At 53.3% G+C, this 17,037-nt stretch carries 11 protein-coding genes and 1 tRNA gene; 2 read left to right on the top strand and 10 right to left on the bottom strand.

Annotated elements, in window-relative coordinates:
• Positions 1-21 precede the first annotated feature (21 nt).
• The 5 genes from HK25_RS02205 to HK25_RS02185 all read right to left on the bottom strand — a co-directional run bounded on the left by HK25_RS02205 (position 22) and on the right by HK25_RS02185 (position 10,497).
• Positions 22-1,383 carry an AarF/ABC1/UbiB kinase family protein gene (locus tag HK25_RS02205; RefSeq protein WP_086553412.1) on the bottom strand — a complete coding sequence of 454 codons (1,362 nt, stop codon included), beginning with the start codon at positions 1,381-1,383 and terminating at the stop codon, positions 22-24.
• Positions 1,384-1,387: 4 nt separating this feature from the next.
• Entirely contained in the window at positions 1,388-3,244 is a 1,857-nt protein-coding gene (locus tag HK25_RS02200) for a M3 family oligoendopeptidase (RefSeq protein WP_086635151.1), read from the bottom strand.
• A gap of 103 nt (positions 3,245-3,347) precedes the next feature.
• Entirely contained in the window at positions 3,348-7,895 is a 4,548-nt protein-coding gene (gene gltB, locus HK25_RS02195; RefSeq protein WP_086553483.1) for a glutamate synthase large subunit, read from the bottom strand.
• Positions 7,896-7,900: 5 nt separating this feature from the next.
• Entirely contained in the window at positions 7,901-9,349 is a 1,449-nt protein-coding gene (locus HK25_RS02190; RefSeq protein WP_086553484.1) for an NAD(P)-dependent oxidoreductase, read from the bottom strand.
• A 179-nt stretch (positions 9,350-9,528) separates the two neighbouring features.
• On the bottom strand, positions 9,529-10,497 hold the full coding sequence (locus HK25_RS02185) for a complex I NDUFA9 subunit family protein (RefSeq protein ID WP_086635150.1): 969 nt from the start codon (positions 10,495-10,497) through the stop codon (positions 9,529-9,531).
• Positions 10,498-10,796: 299 nt separating this feature from the next.
• On the opposite strand from HK25_RS02185, the gene HK25_RS02180 reads away from it, so the two are divergent.
• Positions 10,797-10,883, top strand: a tRNA-Leu gene (locus tag HK25_RS02180).
• 260 nt (positions 10,884-11,143) lie between these two features.
• Positions 11,144-12,160, top strand: coding sequence for an alcohol dehydrogenase AdhP (adhP, locus tag HK25_RS02175; RefSeq protein ID WP_086553415.1), 1,017 nt, complete (start codon positions 11,144-11,146; stop codon positions 12,158-12,160).
• Positions 12,161-12,182: 22 nt separating this feature from the next.
• Here the strand turns inward: adhP and metW are convergent, their stop codons facing one another.
• The 5 genes from metW to HK25_RS02150 form a co-directional block, all read right to left on the bottom strand.
• Complete coding sequence (gene metW / locus HK25_RS02170) at positions 12,183-12,782, bottom strand: methionine biosynthesis protein MetW (RefSeq protein ID WP_086553416.1); 600 nt, start codon at positions 12,780-12,782, stop codon at positions 12,183-12,185.
• The gene (locus HK25_RS02165; protein WP_086553417.1) at positions 12,782-13,957 is read right to left on the bottom strand and encodes a homoserine O-acetyltransferase; all 1,176 of its coding nucleotides are present in this window, start codon (positions 13,955-13,957) and stop codon (positions 12,782-12,784) included. The genes metW and HK25_RS02165 overlap by 1 nt, the downstream gene beginning before the upstream one ends.
• 119 nt (positions 13,958-14,076) lie before the next feature.
• The gene (gene lepA, locus HK25_RS02160) at positions 14,077-15,882 is read right to left on the bottom strand and encodes a translation elongation factor 4 (protein ID WP_086553418.1); all 1,806 of its coding nucleotides are present in this window, start codon (positions 15,880-15,882) and stop codon (positions 14,077-14,079) included.
• 129 nt (positions 15,883-16,011) lie between these two features.
• Entirely contained in the window at positions 16,012-16,683 is a 672-nt protein-coding gene (locus HK25_RS02155) for a hypothetical protein (RefSeq protein WP_086635149.1), read from the bottom strand.
• Entirely contained in the window at positions 16,673-16,915 is a 243-nt protein-coding gene (locus tag HK25_RS02150; RefSeq protein WP_086553420.1) for a hypothetical protein, read from the bottom strand. Before HK25_RS02150 ends, HK25_RS02155 begins: the two co-directional genes overlap by 11 nt.
• Between the last annotated feature and the right edge of the window lie 122 nt (positions 16,916-17,037).

Below are 17,037 nucleotides of genomic sequence, written 5' to 3'. Positions count from 1 at the left end.
GAAAAGCCCTGTGCCTGCGGTTTAAACCGCAGGTGCTTCAGGAAAGCGTGCAGCCTCAATTGCCGCAGCCTGACGAGCCGCAAGCTGCTGCTCGTTATACTCACCCACAACTTCGCGAAACAGCTCGCTCCAGTTCATCTTCACTTTAAGACGTAAAAAGACTGATCCAAGACCAACAGCTGAGCGGTCAACCAGCACAAACTCACGCGGCAGGCTGACACCGCCGGTACGCTGCAGCCCCTCATGCACACGGCTCAGAATTTCACGGCTCTGATCGGGATTATTCTCATCCTGAATATAACGTTCCTGATCGTCCATAAGCGGGCCAAAGAGAAAACCAGCCCACTCGTTGAGCACATCCACTTTCTCTGAGCTGAGGTCTTTAAAGCCCCAGGCTTCATAAGCTGCGGCAGCACGGTCTTTATCCTTTGTGCGCAATGCCTCAAACAGCTCGATATTCCCGCTGATAAAAGATGGTTTGAAAATACGAATCGCACCAAAATCAAACAGGTTCAGGCCAAAATCGTCACGCAGTGTGAAGTTGCCCATATGCGGGTCACCATGCACCACACCATAACGATAAAGCGGCAGATACCAGGCACGAAACAATGCACGGGCAATCTTCTTCTTCTCATCCTCTGACAACCCGGCATCAATCGCTTTACTCAGGCTGCGCCCCTGCACCCAGTCCATCGTCAGCAGGCGGCGGGTACTTAATTCATCAACCGGTTCTGGCACAGTCACTTCAGGGCAGTCCGCCAGAATGGTACGATAGAGGCGGATATTGGCTGCCTCACGCGTGTAATCGAGCTCTTCGCGCAAACGCTCGCTCAGCTCTTCCACAACGTTATCCTGACGGATGGCGTTATCAAGTTTGTGATATACACCTATCGCCATACGAAACTGCCGCAGGTCAGACTCCACGGCGGCTTTCATATCAGGATACTGCAGTTTACAGGCCACACGACGCCCGTCATTTAATATGGCCTGATGCACCTGCCCCAGGCTGGCTGCAGCCGAGGCCTCGCGACCAAAGGCCTTAAAGTTTTTCTCCCAGGCCGGACCAAGCTCTGCTGCCATACGGCGGCGCACAAAGCTCCACCCCATAGGTGGCGCATTTGACTGAAGCTCTGCCAGTTCTTTCGCATACTCCTCAGGCAGAGCCCCCGGAATACTGGACAGAAGCTGAGCGGCCTTCATCAGTGGCCCTTTAAGGCCACCAAGAACACCCTTCAGGTCTTCTGCATAAGAACTGCCAGAAGAACGCAGGCCCATTTTATGACCTGCATAGCGTGCCGCAATGCCCCCGACTGTGCCGGTGGTCTGCATCATACGGCGCAGCTCACCAAACATGCCGGTATTATCAAGATCACGTTCTGCCATTAGCTCAGACCTGTTCCAGCTGGTCAATAAAACCAGAAATCACATCAAGACCCTTACGCCAGAAATGCGGGTCAGAGGCATCAAGACCAAAAGGAGCCAGCAGCTCTTTATGCCTCAGGGTGCCACCGGCTTCGAGCATGGTCACATATTTATCAGCAAAACCGGGGGCGCCTTCACTGAACACACCGTACAGCGCATTAACCAGACAGTCACCAAACGCATAGGCATATACATAGAACGGTGAATGGATGAAGTGCGGGATATAAGCCCAGAACACATCATACTCAGAGCTGAAATTAAAGGCCGGACCCAGGCTCTCAGTCTGCACCTGACGCCAGATTTCACCAATCTGTTCAGGCAGCAGCTCACCCTGTTTACGGGCATCATGCAGGCGGGTCTCAAACTCGTAAAACGCGATCTGCCGCACGACCGTATTGAGCATATCCTCCACTTTTCCTGCCAGCAAAGTGCGTTTACGGGCGGGATCTTTTTCTGCATCAAGCAGCGACTGGAAGGTCAGCATCTCGCCAAACACACTGGCCGTTTCAGCAAGTGTCAGAGGTGTGCTGGACTGATAATAGCCCTGACGCGCGGCCAGAACCTGATGCACACCATGACCCAGCTCATGCGCAAGTGTCATAACATCGCGGGTACGGCCATGATAGTTGAGCAAAATATAAGGATGCGCTGACGGCACCGTCGGGTGTGCAAAAGCACCGGGGCTTTTACCCTCGGCTGGAGGCACATCGATCCATGGATTTGTCAGGAAGGTTGTAATCACCTCACCCAGGCGCGGGTCGAAATCGCTATAGGCTTTCTGTACAATGTCTTTAGCCTCATCCCACGGGATTTTGCGATCCTGTGTGCCAGGCAGAGGAGCATTACGGTCCCAGTGCTCAAGCTTATCAAGGCCCATCCACTTTGCTTTAAGCCCGTAATAACGATGGGCCAGGCGCGGGTAATCGGCCCGCACAGCGGAAACCAGTGCGTCAACCACTTCGTCTTCAACCATGTTGCTCAGGTTACGTGACGAGGTGGGACGGGCATAATGGCGCAGAGAATCGGTAATAGCTTTATCTTTTGCCAGCGTATTCGTAATCAGCGCAAACAGACGAATATTATCAGAGAAAACCTGACCAACGGCCTTACCTGCCTGCTCACGCACAGCACGGTTCTCATCTGACAAACGATTGAGCGCATCGCCTACAGTAATGGTTTTACCATCGAGGGTGACGCGCAGCCCTGCAATTGTTTCATCAAACAGACGAGACCAGGCCTGTGCTCCTGCTACGGATTTTTCGAGCAGAACTTTCTCGACTTCATCACTCAGCTGGTGCGGGCGAAACAGGCGCGTGTCACGCAAAAACGGCTCCCAGCGCGCCAGCGCAGGCTCTTTAAGCTTTGCCTCAAGCGCAGCATCATCAAGCTTATTAATCTCAAGGGTGAAGAAGAGCAGGTCACCTGCAATATCTGTCAGGCGCTCGTTAACTGACTGACTAAAGCGGGCAATAGCCGCATCAGAAGAATTGGCGGCAAATAACAAAGAGGCATAAGAGCCGGCTTTGCCTAAAATCTCGTCAATTTCTTCACTGGCCGCAATTGCCTCAGCCAGCTCTGCGCCCGATAACCCGCCGAGCTTACCCTGATAGCGGGCAGCAAAAGCCCTGGCACGGGTATGAGCATCGGTCAGATCCTGCTCAAGCTGCGGGTCTTCCATACTGTTATAAAGAGCAGAAAGATCCCAGCGCGGCAGGGCAGATGTTTCTGCTCCCTGCGTGGTCTCTGCTTTGCGAGCTGTATCAGCTTCCGCAGCTGCGGCTGGAAACCGGGACAGATGAGAAAAATGCGCTATATGTTCCATTCCCTCACCCTACACTGCATTTGTGCAGGGTGCGAGAGGATGAAAAAACAACTCTGCCAAAACAAGAGCAGGATTATCCCCTGCCCCTGCTTTTATGACAGTTTCAGGCGCTTTTTTTTACGGCTTCACTCTCACAGGTAAAACCGATGATACGTGCGTAGTCACGCGGCACGATCTGCCAGAAAGAAGGCAGAACCTCATCCCATTTATGCAAAAGCATAGTGGCATAGGGTGAGCCGGTTTCTTCAACATGACGCGTTACGAGCGCATGCAGTTTCTCCTGCCATTCAGGCTGCGTGACACGGGTCCAGAGCAGCGAGTCAGCATTAATTTTGTCTTCAAAGTTGTTTTTCTCATCAAAGACAAAGGCCATCCCGCCGGTAAAGCCTGCGCCGAAATTGTCACCCGTCTGCCCGAGAATAACAACCGTACCACCGGTCATATATTCACATGCATTAGAGCCACAGCCTTCGACTACAGCCGTCGCACCGGAGTTACGCACCGCAAAACGCTCACCGGCCTGACCGGCAGCAAACAGCTCACCTGCTGTCGCACCATAAAGCACCGTGTTGCCAATAATCGCATTCTGGTTCCAGACCAGACGTGATGACGGAGACGGACGGACGGTAATGGTCGCACCCGACAGCCCTTTGCCGACATAATCGTTGGCATCACCCAGCACTTCAAGCTTCAGCCCCTGCACGGCAAAAGCCCCCAGTGACTGACCGGCAGAACCGCGCAGACGCACAGTCAGATGACCAGGCACCAGAGTTTTCATGCCAAACTGACGCACAATAAGTGAAGAGATACGGGTGCCAATAGCACGCTGTGTGTTCTGCACATTGTACTGAAGCTGCATTTTCTCACCATGTGAGAAGAGCGGCTTTGCGTCATTAATCATCTGAGCGTCGAGGGTATCCGGCACCTCGTTACGCCCTTCAAGCGTGCAGTAACGGGCATACGGGCCGGGGTCGGCCTGAACCAGCAGAGAGTTCAGATCGAGGTCATCCAGATAGTCTGCACCACGTGACACCTGATGCAGCAGATCTGTGCGGCCAATGATCTCATTCAGGCTGCGGAAACCAAGTTCAGCCAGAATATTTCTGACATCTTCCGCAATGAAAGAGAACAGGTTGATAACCTTCTCCGGTGTGCCTTCAAACTTTTTACGCAGCTCTTCATCCTGCGAGCACACACCAACCGGGCAGGTATTAGAATGGCACTGACGCACCATGATGCAGCCCATAGCCACGAGACTTGCTGTGCCAATACCAAACTCTTCAGCACCCAGCATCGCGGCAATCACGACATCACGACCGGTTTTGATACCACCATCTGCACGCAGTTTAACGCGGTGACGCAGGCGGTTAAGCATAAGCACCTGATGTGCTTCTGCCAGGCCCATCTCCCACGGCAGACCAGCATATTTAACCGATGTCAGCGGGCTTGCCCCTGTGCCACCTGAATGGCCGGAGATCAGGATGGCATCAGCCTTCGCTTTTGCAACACCGGCTGCAATCGTACCAATACCTGAACGGGCTACCAGTTTAACTGTTACAGTTGCATCCGGGTTGATCTGCTTCAGGTCATAAATCAGCTGAGCCAGATCTTCGATCGAGTAAATATCGTGATGCGGCGGCGGTGAAATAAGCGTAACACCCGGGGTCGCATGACGCAGCTTAGCGATCAGCTGTGTCACTTTAAAGCCAGGCAGCTGACCACCTTCACCTGGTTTTGCACCCTGAGCCATTTTAATTTCCAGCTCACGGCAGTCGTTCAGATACTGTGCCGTAACACCGAAACGACCAGAGGCAACCTGCTTAATAGCAGATGAGGCATTGTCACCATTGGGGCGTGGCTTTGCACGAGCAGGGTCTTCACCCCCCTCACCCGAGTCAGAGCGGGCACCAATACGGTTCATCGCGATGGAGAGAGTCTCATGCGCCTCAGGGCTGAGCGCTCCCAGAGAAATAGCCGGGGCAATCAGGCGGCGACGCAGCTGGGTAATGCTTTCAACCTCCTCAACCGGGATAGGTGTCCGGCCAGGGCGGAAGTCAAGCAGATCGCGCAGAGCCACAGGGGGCTGTGCCTTCACTGCCTCGGCATAGCGCATGTAAAGCGAGAAGCTGTCGGTCGAAACTGCGGTTTGCAGCAAATGGATCACGTTGCCATCAAACGCATGCTGCTCCCCTTTACGACGCAGCTTATATAGCCCGCCAACCGGCAGAGGCAGGCTGCCTGAGTGCCAGGCCTCTTTATGGAAATCGAGCACATTGCGCTCAATACCAGACAGACCAATGCCTGAAATGCGTGAAGGCATGCCAGGGAAAAACTCAGCCGTCAGCGCACGTGAGAGGCCAACAGCCTCAAAGTTACAGCCACCACGGTAAGAGGCGATGATAGAAATGCCCATTTTGGACATAATCTTAAGCAGGCCTTTATCAACCGCTTTACGGTAACGCTCAACACACTCACGCAGCGTCAGCTTGCCGAACAGACCACGACGATGACGATCAGCAATACATTCCTGCGCCAGGTAAGGGTTTACCGTGGTTGCACCCACCCCGATGGTCACTGCAATAGCATGCACATCCAGGGCTGTCGCTGTGCGCACGTTAAGCGAAATAAACGTACGCAGGGAGTGACGCACCAGATGCGTGTGCACCGCAGCTGTTGCCAGAATCATCGGAATATAAGCGCGGGTGGCAGACTGCTTCTCATCACTGAGGAAGACATGCGTACACCCTTCGCGCACAGCTTCTTCTGCTTCACGACGAATACGCTCAATAGCCTCGCGCAACCCGCCCTCACCCGCTGATGCAGGGAATGTGCAGTCAATAACGGCCGTTGAGTTGCCACAAAATGCGATCAGCGCCTCATACTCACCCGAGGTCAGAACCGGGCTGGGCAGCTGGAGCATTTTGCACTGATCAGCTGACTGGTCGAGGATATTGCCAAGGTTACCCAGACGTGTGGTCAGGCTCATCACCCGGCTTTCACGCAGAGAATCGATTGGCGGATTTGTCACCTGGCTGAAAGCCTGACGGAAATAATGCGACAGACCACGATAGCGCGAAGACAGCACGGCCAGAGGTGTATCATCACCCATTGAGCCGACAGCCTCAGCAGCATTTTCGACCATCGGGTGCAAAATAGCTTCAAGCTCTTCGAGGGTTGCACCGGCAGCAAGCTGACGACGACGCAGCACTTCGCCCTCATACAGGACAGGCTCAGTCACATCAGAGCGGACAACCGCACCGATTTTTTGTGTACCGGCAACCCATGAGGAGAACTTATGACGGGCAGCCAGAATATCGAGCAGCTCTTCATTGCCAAACAGTTTTGCCTCGTGGAGATCAACACCAATGATCTCGCCTGGCCCAAGGCGGCCACGTGCGACCACTTCGCTTTCAGGCACACGCACCATACCGGTTTCTGACCCGATAATCAGCAGGTCGTTCTCAGTCACCGTATAACGCAGCGGGCGCAGACCAGAACGGTCAAGACCAGCGATTACCCAGCGGCCATCAGTAGCACACAGAGCGGCCGGGCCGTCCCACGGTTCCATGACGGAGTTGCAATACATGAACATGTCACGATGGCTCTCCTTCATGCAGGAGTGACCACCCACACTGGCCGGAATCATCAGCGCTTTAACCGCAGGGGCATCACGACCGGCAAAAGTAAGCAGCTCAAACACGTTATCGAGCACAGCCGTGTCAGACCCGCCGGCCTGAACAAGCGGCTTAATATCGTTCATCCAGGGATCAAGGTCAGGGTGAGACAGACGTGTCTCGTGACTTTTCATCCAGTTGATATTGCCTGAAATCGTGTTGATTTCACCGTTATGCGCCAGCCTGCGGAAAGGCTGGGCAAGCTTCCATGTCGGGAAGGTGTTGGTTGAATATCTCTGATGATAGATAGCAAAGCGGCTGACAAAACGCTCATCCAGAAGGTCAGGATAAAACTCGGTCAGATGCTCAGCAAGGAACATGCCTTTATAAATAATAGAACGACATGAGAGTGAGCAGATATACAGATCAACCTGTGCAGCAATCGCAGCTTTTTCAATTTTGCGACGAATAACATACAGGTCACGCTCAAGCGCATCCTCCGACTTACCTGGCAGATTACGAATCATAATCTGCTCAATTTCAGGGCGGGTTGCGTTGGCTTTTTCACCAATACAGGCGGTGTCAATCGGCACCTGACGCCAGCCGTAAATCGTGTAACCAAAAGCCAGAATTTCGGTTTCAATAATCTGACGGCACAGTTCCTGAGCGACCATGTCTGTTTTGGGCAGGAAAACCTGACCAACAGCGATGATGCTGCCGTCCTGATAGTCACCGGCTTTTGCAATCGCATCCGCAAAGAAAGCCTGCGGAATTTCAACGTGAATACCTGCACCGTCACCGGTTTTACCGTCGGCATCAACCGCACCACGGTGCCAGATGGCACTCAGCGCAGCGATACCAGCCTCAACCACATCACGGCGGCGCTTGCCATCAATAGCCGCAATCAGGCCAACGCCACAGGAATCGCGCTCATCCGCGGGGTCATACAACCCCTCCAGAGCGTGAACATTGGCGTCCCACTCTTTAAGAAAAGTCTCTGCATTTTCCAGCGAGTCTGCGTTATGGAGCTTGTTCATGTCACTCATCCCTGCACCGCTGCTACGCTGGCTGGTGCGTTTTCCTCAATCCACTTATCGATACAATCAGCTGCATCACGACCATCACGAATGGCCCACACAACCAGGCTGGCACCGCGCACAATATCACCTGCGGCAAAAACACCAGGCAGGCTGGTCATGAAAGTATCAGACTTAACAGCAAGAGTGCCCCAGCGTGACACTGACAAAGCAGGCTGCGCCCATAATTTTGGCAGTGGTTCAGGGTCAAAACCCAGCGCCTTAATGACAAGGTCTGCTTCGATGGTGAAAGAGCTGCCATCAACAGCTTCAATCGCCTGACGACCTGAAGCATCGTTCTGCCCCAGGCGCATACGCACAGCGCGAACACCTGTGACTGTCTCATCACCCAGAAAAGCCTCTGGTGCGGCGAGCCATACGAAATCAACACCTTCTTCTTCAGCGTTTTTCACTTCGCGGGCTGAACCAGGCATATTGGCTTTATCACGGCGGTAAAGACACTTAACTGACTTCGCACCCTGACGAATAGCTGTACGCACACAGTCCATCGCTGTGTCACCACCGCCGATAACCACGACATTACGCCCCGCAGCATCAAGGCCTTTTGCCTCGTCTGTCAGCGTATCACCAAGAGAGCGACGGTTAGATGCTGTCAGGTAATCAAGAGCTTTCTCAATACCTTTCAGGCCGGCACCCGGGCCACCCAGGTCACGCGATTTGTAAACACCGGTTGCAACCAGAACAGCCGTATGACGTTTACGCAGCTCAGCGAAAGAGAGCTCGCCTTCAGCCTCACCAATACCCTGCCCCATGTGGAAGATGACGCCACCATCCTCAAGCAGTTTATGACGGCGGGCTACGATATCTTTTTCAAGCTTAAAGCCCGGAATACCATAAACCAGCAGGCCACCCACGCGGTCATACCGGTCATAGATATGAACCTGATAGCCTTTGCTTCTCAGGCGGTCAGCTGCGGCAAGACCTGCAGGACCAGCCCCGACAATACCGACTGACTCACTACGCTCGGTTACGGGAGAAACAGGTTTAACCCAGCCTTTTTCGAAAGCTGTATCGGTTACATAACGCTCGACCGCACCAATAGTTACGCTCTCAAAGCCTGGTTCGATAACGCAGCTGCCTTCGCACAGACGGTCCTGGGGGCAGATACGGCCACAAATTTCAGGAAATGTGTTTGTCGCTGAGGAAATTTCATAGGCTTCTTCAAGACGGTTATTGGCCGTCAGCATAAGCCAGTCAGGAATGTTATTTCCAAGCGGGCAGCCAACCGAACAAAAAGGCACACCACACTGCGAGCAGCGGCTCGCCTGAGTTGTTGCCTCCTGCGGTTTGAAATCTTCATAAATTTCATTGAAGTCGGCTTTACGGGCCGGGGCTGTACGCTTTTCGGGCTGCTGCTGCGCAACAGAAACAAACTTGAGCATTGATTCGGTCATGGGGGCGCCTTCCCGATTAAAATGGCGCAGCAGACACACTACGCCCAAAACAGGTTAGCCTGAGGTAAACTCTTCCCCCTTTTGTGAAAAGACAGCAAAGCTGACCTTTCTCTGTTTTTCACAAAACCGAAACGTCGTAATATGTAAATTTGTTCATAAACATAGGACTCAAAAGAGTCCTATTGCGTTATAATATCCTGTTTTGAAACAACAATACCTGAACGGCCACCACCCGGACGAAAGCGCTCCATATAAAAAGGCACACAACGCTCAATGCTGTTTGGCTCCATATCCAGCTCGGCAAAACCAGGCTCACCCGGGGACAGAACATTATCCTGCGAGAGCATACGGAGCTGATCACGCGTGAGAATCTGACCTGGCAGACGCTCAAAAAACGCGGCCTGGAGAGTGGCGATCCAGCCAGGCACTCTGACCAGCAGGTTTTCACGCTTCGTCTGCGCCAGAATCCAGCGATAAATTTCACGCATTGTCAGGATATCCGGCCCGCCCAGAGACCAGGTCTTGCCGGCCTCAGCAAGCTCAGGCGTCAGAATAATACGGGCGATACTCTCAGCCACATCACCCACAAAAACAGGTTGAAGACGGGCAGAGGCACCATACACCGGCATAACCGGCAGAAAACGCGCCAGAGAAGCAAGGCGGTTAAAGAAATGATCATCCGGCCCGAAAATAACGGACGGGCGAATAATCGACGCTGTGGGGATATATTGCTTCACAGCCTCCTCACCCGCAGCGCGGCTACGCCCGTAGGCTGAAGGGGCATCAGAGGCGGCACCAAGCGCTGAGACCTGCACAAAGGTCTCCACACCCGCGGCGGCAGACAGGCGCGCAACACGCTTTGCACCCTCGACATTTACACTTTCAAGCCCCCGCCCGCCCAGCACGGCAACCAGGTTCACAACAACAGAGGCGCCCTTAACAACACAGGCAACAGCCTCTTCATCCTGCACGGGGGCATAGAACGGGGCGATCTGACCGACATCACCAAGCGGGCGCAGCAGAGAAGCAAGGTCGGGCCGGCGCCCGGCAACACGCACAAGATACCCTGCACGGGCCAGGTGCTGAACCACATACTGCCCTACAAAACCGTTCCCACCAAAAACGGTGGCTATTCTGCCTGCGCTCATCTGTCCCTCTCCTGCCTGATCTGCTCACATGCAAAAAACAGGCTCTGTTCTGTCAGCTATCTGAAGACATAGTAGCATACCCATTACCAAAAGGCCGCAACAACCCTGACATCACAACACCGTATAAATGACCCCCCACAGACTAAGAGACTGTAATTTTATGAAGTTATACAAAATGGTAATGAAAAAAAACTTCATAAAAATGAAAAAAATCATTTTACCCGATTGACGCACCTGGCCTGTCGCGATAAACACCCGTTCACCGACCTGATGCAAACAAACTTCAGGTAGTCATTTGAGCCCAGATGGCGGAATTGGTAGACGCGCAGGTTTCAGGTACCTGTGGCCGAAAGGTCGTGGAAGTTCGAGTCTTCTTCTGGGCACCAATGCGATGGAAATCATCGTATTATGACAATCAAAGCAGGGCACTACCAAGCCCGCTTTTAAAATACCCCTTAATGAAAATTCGGCCTTTATCTTAAAAGAGTTTTTTTTAAGCGTCTCTCTGCATCTGCCACAGATATCCTGACATGCAGCAAATTCTTTAAGATTACATAAAATTCACTCTTCGCATCATCCTCTTCTTCTGCGAATGTCTGCGTGCAGAGAATTCATCTCTGCTTTCACACTCAGCAGGAGAGAATTCGTGAAAGCTGCAGTTGTTACCAAAGACCATAAAGTCAAAATTACAAATAAAACGCTGCGCCCGCTTAAACATGGCGAAGCACTGCTTAAAATGGTGTGCTGCGGCGTATGCCACACAGACCTGCACGTTAAAAATGCTGATTTTGGAGATAAAACCGGCGTAACACTTGGCCATGAAGGCGTTGGTATTGTCAGCGAAGTCGGGCCAGGCGTGACATCGCTCAAACCAGGAGACCGCGCCAGCGTGGCATGGTTTTTTAAAGGGTGTGGCCATTGCGAATATTGTACAACAGGTCATGAAACCCTGTGTCGCAGTGTAGAAAATGCCGGTTTCAGTGTTGATGGCGGCATGGCCGAAGAATGTATTGTCGTTGCTGATTATGCCGTAAAAGTGCCAGACTCTCTCGACTCAGCCGCTGCCAGCAGCATAACCTGTGCCGGCGTAACCACCTACAAAGCAATCAAAATGACCCGCACAACGCCGGGCCAGTGGATTGTTATTTATGGCCTTGGCGGCCTGGGCAACCTCGCCCTGCAATATGCTAAAAACGTCTTTAACGCCAAAGTAGTCGCTGTTGATGTAAACGACTCACAGCTACGCCTGGCAACAGAGATGGGGGCTGACCTTGTCGTTAACCCGCGGAAAGAAGACGCCACCAGCGTTATTCAGGAAAAAACCGGCGGATGCCATGCGGCAGTCGTAACCGCCGTCGCTAAAGATGCCTTTAACTCAGCAGTTGGCGCCGTGCGTGCCGGTGGACGGGTCATCGCCGTTGGTCTGCCCCCCGAAGCCATGAGCCTGGATATTCCCCGCCTGGTGCTGGATGGAATCGAAGTTGTGGGCTCTCTGGTTGGCACACGTCAGGATTTAGCTGAAGCGTTTCAGTTTGCTGCCGAAGGCAAAGTTACGCCAAAGGTAACGTTACGCGCCATTGAAGATATCAACGATATTTTTCAGGAAATGGAAGACGGCAAGATTTGCGGCCGCATGGTCATTGACCTGCAACGCCGCACCTGATCAGCTTTATCTATGGGGTGCCTTAACGGCGCCCCAGCAGGAACAGGGCCTGCTCACCAAACAGATTAGCCAGCCGTACAGAGCGCCGCCAGGGGGCACGGCTGCCATCTTCGTCAACGGCCATCCACTGCAGCACGGTGTACCCCTCCTCCTCACACAATGCCAGGAAGTCGCGAATGGTGCACGGATGCACATTTGGCGTCTCATACCAGGGGGTGCTCCATACCGATGTCATCGGCATACGCCCTGTCAGCAGCAGCTGGAGGCGCAGCCGCCAGTGCCCGAAATTGGGAAAAGAGACAATGGCATGACGGCCAATGCGCAGCATCTGCCGCAGCACCTCACGCGGGCGTTCAACCGCCTGTAAGGTGCGCTGCAACACCACATAGTCAAACGCGCCATCAGGATAATGCACCAGGTCATTATCTGCATCTCCGTGCACAACCGGCAAACCATGCGCGACAGAGCGGGTCACCTCACGCATATTAATCTCAATACCACGCGCATCACACTGACGCTCGCGGAAGAGATGACCAATCAGCGCTCCGTCTCCGCTGCCAACATCGAGAACGCGCGTTCCCGGCTTTACCATTTCAGCAATAAGGCGCTGGTCAAGTCGCATCAGGCAAGCCCCGCATGTTCAGCAACACCGCACAGAAAACCCCTGACTGTGCGGTCAAAATCCGGCTCATCGAGCAAAAAGGCATCATGCCCTTTGTCGCTCTCTATTTCTACAAAAGAGACATTGGCCGCCACCCGGTTCAGTGCATTCACCAGCTGGCGTGACACCGAGGTAGGAAAAAGCCAGTCAGAAGAAAAAGACACAACGCAAAAACGTACCGGAGTACCCGCAAAAGCGGCTGATAAATCACCTTCATGCTCAGCCGCCAGGTCAAACCAGTCCATCGCGCGGGTGATCGTCAGATAAGAATTTGCGTCAAAGCGGTTCACAAAAGAAGAGCCCTGATAACGCAGATACGACTCCACCTCAAAGATATCACTGAACATCGACAAAGACGTTTCAGGTGCCTGCGACGCCAGCTGCTCCCTGCGCACACGCCTGCCAAATTTACGGGTCAGCGCCTCTTCCGACAGATAGGTAATATGCGCCATCATGCGCGCAACAGCGAGACCTCGCGCTGGCACTTTGCCATATTCCCAGTAACGCCCGCCATGCCAGTCAGGGTCAGCGAAAACTGACTGACGCCCCACCTCGTTAAAGGCAATATTCTGCGCGGAATGAAACGGTGACGTTGCCAGAGGGAGAACGGCCAGCATCATATGCGGGTAGGTAACTGCCCACTCAAGCGCCTGCATCCCCCCCATTGACCCGCCAACAACGGCAAAAAGGCGTTCTATTCCAAGATGTTTTACGAGACTGTGCTGGGCACGCACCATGTCACGCACCGTAATGGGCGGAAAGTCAGTACCCCAGCACTCTGAGCCGTTTCCCTTACCATCGCTGCGGACAGAGCGCGGGCCGGTGCTGCCCATGCAGCCCCCCAGCACATTGGGGCAGATCACAAAAAAGCGGTCTGTATCAATCGGGCAGCCAGGCCCGACCATGCGTGCCCACCAGCCGGGCTTACCGGTAAGCGGGTGCGATTCAGCAACGTACTGATCACCTGTGAGCGCGTGACAGATAACAATCGCATTATCGCGTTTTTCAGACAATGTACCGTATGTGCGATAAGCAACCTCAAGCGGAGCAAGATGAACACCACATTCGAGGTCCAGACCCTCCGGGAACGTCACACTGGTGTGTTTTCCGGGATCAAAAGAAGCCGTGCTGTTCATAACCGTCCTCTGACACTCCAGCAACATAGCAACATAAACAAACTTTTTGTCAGGCTGCTTTTCGCACCTGATACCAGCAAGGACATACCGGCACCAGGCACATAAAAACTATTTTCGCTTTAGCCATCCATTTTCAAAGCAGCAAGGAACGCGCTTTGCGGAATTTCAACCTTACCAAACTGACGCATGCGTTTTTTCCCTTCTTTCTGCTTTTCAAGCAGCTTTCTTTTACGGGAAATATCACCACCATAGCACTTTGCCGTTACGTCTTTTGACAATGCACCAATGGTCTCACGCGCAATAACCTTGCTGCCAATAGCCGCCTGAATAGCAATTTTAAACAGCTGCCGGGGAATCAGGTCTTTAAGACGTGCACATATTGCCCGCCCGCGGGTTTCAGAGGCTGAGCGGTGTGCAATGAAAGACAGAGCGTCAACAGGTTCCTGATTCACAAGGATGGAGATACGTACGAGATCACTCTCTTCATACCCATCCATCTGATAATCAAAACTGGCATAACCACGTGTCAGTGATTTCAGGCGGTCATAGAAGTCAAAAACCACTTCGTTAAGCGGCAGGCGATATACAGCCATGGCACGGGTGCCAACATAAGTAAGGTCAGCCTGCACACCACGACGCTCGCTGCACAACGTCAGCACCGCACCCAGATATTCATCCGGCACCATGATGGTTGCTTTGATCCATGGCTCTTCAATATGGTCGATCTGCGAGAGATCAGGCATATCAGCCGGGTTATGCAAAACTTCCTTCGTGCCATTGGTCATGGTGATGTTGTAAACAACCGACGGCGCTGTTGCGATCAGGTCAAGGTCGAACTCGCGTGAGAGACGCTCCTGAATAATCTCAAGGTGCAAAAGCCCCAGGAAGCCACAACGGAAACCAAAACCAAGTGCAGCTGATGTCTCGGCCTCGTAATGGAAGGAGGCATCGTTAAGACGCAGCTTGGCAAGGCTGTCACGCAGCTTTTCAAAGTCGTCCGCCACAACAGGGAAGAGACCACACCATACCACCGGGATAGATGGCTTAAACCCGGCAAGAGCTTTTTCGGCCGGACGACGGTCATCCGTGATGGTGTCACCCACGTTACAGTCAGCAACAGTTTTAATAGCCGCATTAATATAGCCCATCTCGCCCGGGCCAATGCTGTCAATTGGTGTCATACGCGGAGAGAACACACCAACCTGGTCGATCTGATGCACCGCACCACTCGACATCATGCGCATTTTTATGCCTCTGCGCAGACGACCTTCCTTCACACGCACCAGCACGATAACCCCGAGATAAGGGTCGTACCAGCTGTCAATCAGCATTGCCTGAAGTGGTTTTTCAGCATCACCCTGCGGCGGGGGAAGACGGGTTACAACAGCCTCAAGAACGCCCTCGATATTCAGGCCGGTCTTAGCAGAAATCTCGACCGCATCATCAGCAGGAATACCAATCACCTCTTCGATCTGCGCCTTAACACGTTCGGGCTCAGCCGCTGGCAGATCAACCTTATTGAGGATCGGAACAATTTCATGGTTGGCATCAATAGCCTGATACACGTTAGCCAGCGTCTGCGCTTCAACCCCCTGAGAGGCATCAACCACCAGAAGAGACCCCTCGCAGGCAGCAAGCGAACGGCTGACCTCATAGGCGAAGTCAACATGTCCGGGCGTGTCCATCAGGTTCAGGACATAAGTCTGCCCGTCTTTTGCCGGGTAAAGCAGCCTGACGGTCTGTGCTTTAATGGTGATGCCACGTTCGCGCTCCAGGTCCATATTATCAAGAACCTGGTTGGTCATCTCACGTGCGGTCAGTGCACCACAGGCCTGGATCATACGATCAGCGAGGGTCGATTTCCCATGATCAATATGAGCAATGATCGAGAAATTGCGGATAAGCGAAAGAGGTGTATCGGTCATGATGCTCCCTTTAAGGGATAGGAAAGAAAAAGTCAGCCATTTCCGTCTGAGTTCGCACGGCTTTTATCATAATTTTTTATATTCTCTTCGCCTCACCTGCTCAGAGCAAAGCGCAGAGCCATATTTTTCTCAGAAGGTCACGGTAATAATACGGTGCACCCATATCTCTGCCCCGCCCGATACCGCAGATAATTCATCCGACTCCTGCTCTGACTGTCCGGCAAAAAAAGGCAGTACTGCACCAGGGGCGCCAGGCGACCACAGCCCCGCGACTGAGGGCCGCCCGATCTGACTGCACAAAACACGGTCATGCCGGCGCGGTGGCAGGTCGGGCACAACCACAATCAGGCTCTCCTCACGCATCACGGGTTCATACATATCGGTATCGACCCGGACAACGTAGGCAGAGGGGGCAAATACGCCAGGAAGGACCACACTCTCCCACATGATCGTCCGGGGAAGGCCCGTATGATCAAAAACCCCCTCTTCATGCAGCCGGGACAAAGGCAGAGCTGGCAAAAACACCCCCCCCTCCACCGGTACTGGCCGGGCCACCTGCCTTTTATCAAAGGCATCAGCAAACTCTGAAAGAGACAGGCGCAAAACAGATAAGGCCGAGAAAAGGCTGCTCAGAGACGGCCAGCGATAATCCCCCTTTGCGTTACGACGCCGGGAAGGATTAAAAGTTGTCGGATCAAGCCCCGCTGCTCTGGCAAGGCCGGAAGGGGTAAAGCCGTGCTCTGACGCCAGCCCGTCGAGCGTATGCCACAGACGCCCGGCCTCAGACAGGTCAGCGACCACCGCGATACCGTTTCATGCCAAGCACTTCCTGCCTGTAGCGGGCATATCCGGCATCAGTGGCTAAAAAACGCCCCTGAGGTGAACGCTGCACGAATCCCATCTTCTGCATACGCTCAAGGCAGGGATCATCACGCAGACCTGAGGGCCGGCCTGAAGCCCCCGTCAGGCATAATCTGTGCAGAGAAGAGCGACAGCATGTTTCAAGATAAGGCTGGTTCCATACCTTCTTCATAATGTCTCTCCTGTGATATCAGTCATATGCACATCAGTTATACAGCTTTTACGTGTCTGAAAATAAAAAACGCCTGCACGGGCCAGCCGTCAGGCGCTTTCTTCGTCAGCAATACAGAACGA

Source organism: Acetobacter sp. DsW_059, from assembly GCF_002153695.1.
Lineage (GTDB): Bacteria > Pseudomonadota > Alphaproteobacteria > Acetobacterales > Acetobacteraceae > Acetobacter > Acetobacter thailandicus.
The sequence above is the reverse complement of the archived record's forward strand: the minus strand, read 5'-3'. Positions and strand labels throughout refer to the sequence as shown.